This is a genomic window from Kitasatospora sp. NPDC022856 (assembly GCF_055561235.1).
This window is the reverse complement of the sequence record NZ_JBVHHE010000104.1, coordinates 1-5,212: the sequence shown is the minus strand read 5'-3', so window position 1 is coordinate 5,212 and position 5,212 is coordinate 1. Positions and strand designations below refer to the sequence as shown.

Sequence of the window (5,212 nt, the reverse complement as noted above, 5' to 3'; positions counted from 1 at the left end):
CATCCGCATATCGCATGCCACACGGTCTACAGCGACAGGTGACCATCCGTCAGCAAAACGGCAGATCTACCACCCCAAAGAGCTGATGTCAGTAAGGAGCGATATGCCGGACAATGCCTTCCCCATCCATCTCCCTGAGCAGCCCGCCGTACTACCGGGCCGGACCTCGGGGCTGAGGGCCACTGCGTCGGGTGCTCAGCGGTGCACCGGGATGCCCGGTTGCGTCATCGATCACTCGGCCCCGGCCAGCTATGGGGCTCCGTGCAACCAGTTCGACCACCACGGTCCCGAGCACACGATCCACGGTCCCTTCGGAAAACCGGTCTTCACCGTCCGGCGCACCTGGCTCGCAGAGGAGGGCTGCGAACCGGTCATCGAAGGCTGGGGCTACGGCGCTGACCTGGAAATGAACCAGGCCGAGGCTCGCGGATTCGCCGCACAGCTGCGCGACCAGGCCAACCGGATCTATGAAGAGGCCGAGCGTCTCGGTGCTGTCGGATCCCCTCGAGCCGTCGTCGATGGCTGCCGTGCTCATCCGTGGTGCGTGAAGGGTGTTGCACCGCACTCGGACTGCGAGGGTACCGAGATCACCCTTGAGGCGGTCGACCGCCGCAACCCCGGCCGAGTCGGGCCCTATCTCAGTGCTTACCTGGCAACCTTCGATGGCGAACCGTCCTGTGGGATGCTCCTCGACAACTGGACGGATCTCAACGCTGCCGACCTTCGCCAGGTGATCGACGACATCGAGGCCTACCTCCCGAAGCTCAGGATCCTCGCCGCGCAGCTTGCGGAGGCCGAAGTCAGGAGCGTGGCTGCTCAGAGCATCTCGGCTTGAGTATTTGGCCACCCATACCAATGACCACAAGCGCCGCCTGACGGAACAACTCCCGGGCATTGTGACCGCGTGGGCCGAACCTGCTGGTCTCTGGCTCACCCCGCGGCGTCCAGGCCCGCGGGTTCCGGCCGCCAGCGGCCACCTCCGACGTGTCGGAGGTGGCCGCTACCGTGATCGGTCAGGTCGCGTGTCGGCGATCTGTTTGCGGGAGAGGACTCGACCATGGCGAACAGCATCGTGCGGGCGGCCTGGGTGCCGGACGACGATCCCGAGCGGGATTGGGAACTGGCTGCGGACCTTGCTGTGGCGTGGGTCCGACGGGAGTGCGCCGAGCAGGACGCCGCCGGTGTGCTTGTGGTCAACGCTTTCGGCGTGGAGCAGCAGATTCCGTCGTTGTGCACCTTCGCGGCCGAGCACACCGTCACCACGCCGCGCGCAGCGCGGAGTCGTGTGGGCAGTGGCGTCGGGCCCGTCCTGGCCTACGTTCCGGACGAGAAGACTCTCAACTTCGCCGCGGGACTCGCTCGCGGATCGTCGCTTGCCGTCGTGGAGAGTATCGGCGGCTTTCCGCTCCGCGGCTGGGCCAATCAGCTGGGTGCGGTCGATCTGACCAGGCCCGATGAGCAGCCAGCAGGGCTCCGTCCCGAGGTGGCGAAGGCCATCGAGCGACTGAACTTTTACAAGAACAACGGCTTCGGTGACCAGTTCGGCAAGGAGCAGGCACATCGCATCCTGCAGAGCCTGCAGAGCGCGGGGGCGCTGGAACGAGACGTCGTCCTGGGTGCGCTTGCAGCCCGGGGTGCCTCCGACCGGGCCGTGCGCAACCTCGGCAAGCTGATCGACGGACTCGCCCACTGAGCGCTCGAAGAAGGTGATGGCAGCTCACCCCACACGCGAGTATCGTCCGGCGCCATGGACGAGACGTTCTGGACTGCGGTCAGCGCGATAGCGGCCCTCGTGGCTGTCGGTCTGACGGTGTGGGCGACGCGGCAGGCGGCCACTGCCGCTTCGGCGTCCGCAACGGCGGCTCAGGAGATGACGCGGATCGAACGGGACCGCTGGCATCGGGACCTTACGCCCGAACTGCGGTTCACCTTGGACGGTTCCACGAGCTCTCCCAGGGCGCTGCGGATCGAGTTGGTGGGGCCGATCGGTCTCGATCGACTTGACCGGATCACTCTGTCAGTGCGGGATGAGGCCGGCATTGACCACATGGCGCTCGCTGCAGATCCTGATCACCGGCCTCAGGAACTGGCCCGGATGATCTGGGGGCCCTATCGCTTCCGGCCGGATGTTAACGGCGTCATGGAGCCGGGCCGGGAAATCGTGCTCGATGGCCTGGAGCGCGGCGAGCAACTGATCCGCCTCATGGAGTACACGCCAGCTCCGAGCTGGTTCGAGGGTGACCCGTTGGGCTGGCACACCCGCAACGCAACGCAGCCTGTACGTCTGCGAGCGGAGTGCCACCGCGACGGACACCGCCCATGGATTGTGGTCACCGAGCTCCCCTCCCAAGCGAGCGGAGGATGATCACGACGATCACCAGACCTTCGCCTGGCGACAACTGGCAGTGCCGTTGACCTTGGCGCTCAGCGGCGTTACCGGACGAAAGGGCCCAACCGGCGATTTGGTGGGACTCGTCGTCCGAACCGCGACCAGGGCGGCTGAAACCTCCTGAACCGACCGCTTCGATCCCTCGGCTCGGCTAGCCTGCTTGGGGTGAAGGACGCGACTTTCGGCGCTCGGTACAGCGAGATCGCAGAGGATCTGACAGTTCTCAGCGAGGCTTTCGGGCTGGGTGAGGTCCGGGAGTGCCGCTTCCTGTCGGACGGCTTGATGAATGGGAACTGGCGGCTGGATACGGCCGAGGGCTCGTTCGCCTTGAAGCGGATCATGGATGTGCCGCTGTCGCAGGCACGTCGGAACCTGACTGTGCTGTCGGCGCTGGCCGATGATGGCCTGCCGGTGGGCAGGGCACGGGTCTCCTCGGCCGGGGATGCGGTGGTCGAGGTCGCCGACCGCGGGTACTGCCTGATTCCGTGGATGGAGGGGAGCCACCTGCCGGGTACGGCGCTCTCGATCGAGCAGGCCGGTGACCTCGGAGTTCTTCTCGGTCGGATCCACCGGAGCTTGAACGGTGAGCGGCTGGCTGGCCTGCTGCCGCCGGGGCCGGAGCAGGTGACCGTCTCGGTGACCACGCCCGCCGAGGCTCGCGAGGAGGCGGACCGTTTTCTCGCCTTGATCACAGGCCTGGAGAGCCGGACGGCGTTCGACGCCGAGGCGGCCTCCGCGCTGGCCGAGCGCAAGGTGCTGTTGGAGAAGTACGGGCACGAGCGCCCGGCCGGCGAGGTGGCGGTCGGCCCGGCGGGGTGGACGCACGGTGACGTCCAGCACCGGAACGTGCTGTGGCGGGACGGCGAGATCGCCGGAGTGATCGACTGGGACCGGATCCGGCTCCGGCCGTTCGGCGAGGAGGTCGCCCGCACCGCCACGGTTCAGTTCGGCGGTGAGGACGGCTTCCTCGACTTGGAGCGGACTTCGGCGTTCGTGGCCGGGTACCGGTCGGTGGTGCCGATCCCGGTTCCGGCCCTGGCGGACGCGGTGGAGCGGCTCTGGTGGAAGCGCATGTCGGACTACTGGCAGCTGGTCTTCCACTACGACCGCGACGATCACTCCTGCGACCACCTGTTCCTGCCCGCCGAGCGCTTCCTGGCCTGGTGGACGGAGCGGCGCGAGGCTGTGCAGGAGGCGTTCGCGGCTATGCCGTGAGCAGCGTGCGGGACAGGACGGTGGCGAGGGCTTCGGCCACCTGCTCCATGTAGTCCGGGGCGGGGATCTGCGGCACCTTGAGGACGATCATCTGGCGCAGTGCCTTGTAGTAGTTCGGCAGGGCGTCCCGGGTCGGCGGCTGGTAGGGGCTTTCGGCGAGGTGGGGCCAGTAGCGGGCGGCCACGTCCGGGCGCTGCACCAGCGGGGTCTGTGTCCAGTCCTCGTACAGGGAGCGGACGGGGATGCCGGCGGCCCGGCACTTCTCGTGGAGCGCCTTCGGGTCGGGCACGCGGACGTTGATCGCCAGCGGGGTTCCGTACCAGCCGCGGACGGAGAGTTCGCCGATCTCCGGCCAGGCGACGGGCGCGTCGCACTCTTCCAGGGCCTGGCGGAGGGTGGCCAGGTTCTGTTCGGCGGCGAGCATCCGGTCGGGCAGGGAACGGAGCTGCCAGCGGGCGATGACGGCGGAGAGGGCGGGCATCCGGTACTTGTAGGCAGCCCCGGTGGTGGCGAGCGGCTTCAGCTCAGGGAGGGTGAGTTCGTCGGCCAGCCGGGCGGGGTGGTGGCCGAGGGTCAGGGCGCGCTCGTAGACCTCCCGGTCGGAGGTGGTCAGGATGCCGCCTTCCCCGCCGGAGACGGACTTGGACTCCTGGAGGCTGAAGCACCCGGCGGATCCCCAGGAGCCGACAGCCCGGCCCTGGTAGACGGCGCCATGGGCATGCGAGCAGTCCTCGACGATCGGCAGGTTGGTGGCCTTGGCGAGCTGATCCATGCGAGCGGGGATGCCCCAGGTGTGGGTGGCGAGGACGGCGGAGCACTCGTCGGCGACCTGGGCGACGGAGGTGGCGGCGATGTTGGGGCTGTCGGGCTCGATGTCGCAGAAGACGGGGTAGCTGCCGGCCTGGAAGACGGCGGTGATGGCGGAGATCCAGGTCATCGGGGAGACGGCTACGCCGGCTTCGGGGTTGGCGCCGACCGCGTGGAGCGCGGCGTGCAGGGAGGCGGTGCCGGAGTTGAACGACAGCGCGTGGCGGGTGCCGGTGAGGCGGGCGAAGGCCGCTTCGAGGGCGTTGGTGGCCGGGCCTCGGTTGATCTCGGAGAGGTGCCCGTCGTCGAGAAGCTTGAGGACGGCGTCCTTCTCGGCCTGCCCGTACTTGGGCTCGCGGGGGAACGGGAGGGTGACCTTGGGGTCGTTCATGGCGTCCTTCCAGTCGGGGTTTGGCTGCCTACGGGCGGCGGCGTCGGGCGGAGTGCTCGTTGGGGGTTATGCGGGGGACGGCGGCGAGGTGGCCGTGGTCGAGGTCGTCGAGGTCGGCCTGGATCTGGGCGGCCCGCAGCCGCACCATGTCCTGGTCGTCGAAGGCAACGTGAACGTGCAGGAGCGAGACCGCGATGCGCAGGCGGAACAGGACGAGCGGCAGCAGGCTCTCGGCAGGCAACGGTCCGTCGAAGTAGCCGGCGAGGAGGGCTTCGGTCATCGGCGCGGGTTCGCGCAGGGACCAGCCGGCGAGTTCTGATGGCGCTGGTTGAATCTCCCCAGGTGGTACTGGGCGGTGGGCCAAACCTGCTGGGCTTGGTTCCCCACCTTTTGGGTGGTGTCGGTCGGCG

Annotated in this window: 6 protein-coding genes; 4 read left to right on the top strand and 2 right to left on the bottom strand. The window is 68.2% G+C overall.

Annotated elements, in window-relative coordinates; all coding sequences use genetic code 11:
- The 4 genes from ACZ34W_RS38320 to ACZ34W_RS38305 all read left to right on the top strand — a co-directional run.
- Positions 1-835: hypothetical protein (locus ACZ34W_RS38320; protein ID WP_465611084.1), on the top strand; the 835-nt coding region annotated here is incomplete at its 5' end.
- A gap of 222 nt (positions 836-1,057) precedes the next feature.
- The gene (locus tag ACZ34W_RS38315; RefSeq protein WP_465611082.1) at positions 1,058-1,693 is read left to right on the top strand and encodes a hypothetical protein; all 636 of its coding nucleotides are present in this window, start codon (positions 1,058-1,060) and stop codon (positions 1,691-1,693) included.
- Between the two features lie 54 nt (positions 1,694-1,747).
- Positions 1,748-2,365 carry a hypothetical protein gene (locus ACZ34W_RS38310; RefSeq protein WP_465611080.1) on the top strand — a complete coding sequence of 206 codons (618 nt, stop codon included), beginning with the start codon at positions 1,748-1,750 and terminating at the stop codon, positions 2,363-2,365.
- A gap of 189 nt (positions 2,366-2,554) precedes the next feature.
- A complete protein-coding gene (locus tag ACZ34W_RS38305) occupies positions 2,555-3,604 on the top strand; it encodes a phosphotransferase (RefSeq protein WP_465611078.1) in 1,050 nt (349 codons plus the stop codon).
- On the opposite strand, the gene ACZ34W_RS38300 is transcribed toward ACZ34W_RS38305, so the two are convergent.
- Together ACZ34W_RS38300 and ACZ34W_RS38295 are read right to left on the bottom strand one after the other, a co-directional pair.
- The gene (locus ACZ34W_RS38300; protein ID WP_465611076.1) at positions 3,594-4,802 is read right to left on the bottom strand and encodes a DegT/DnrJ/EryC1/StrS family aminotransferase; all 1,209 of its coding nucleotides are present in this window, start codon (positions 4,800-4,802) and stop codon (positions 3,594-3,596) included. The two genes, ACZ34W_RS38305 and ACZ34W_RS38300, sit on opposite strands and share 11 nt — an antisense overlap.
- A 28-nt stretch (positions 4,803-4,830) precedes the next feature.
- Entirely contained in the window at positions 4,831-5,082 is a 252-nt protein-coding gene (locus ACZ34W_RS38295; protein WP_465611074.1) for a hypothetical protein, read from the bottom strand.
- Positions 5,083-5,212: the final 130 nt, after the last annotated feature.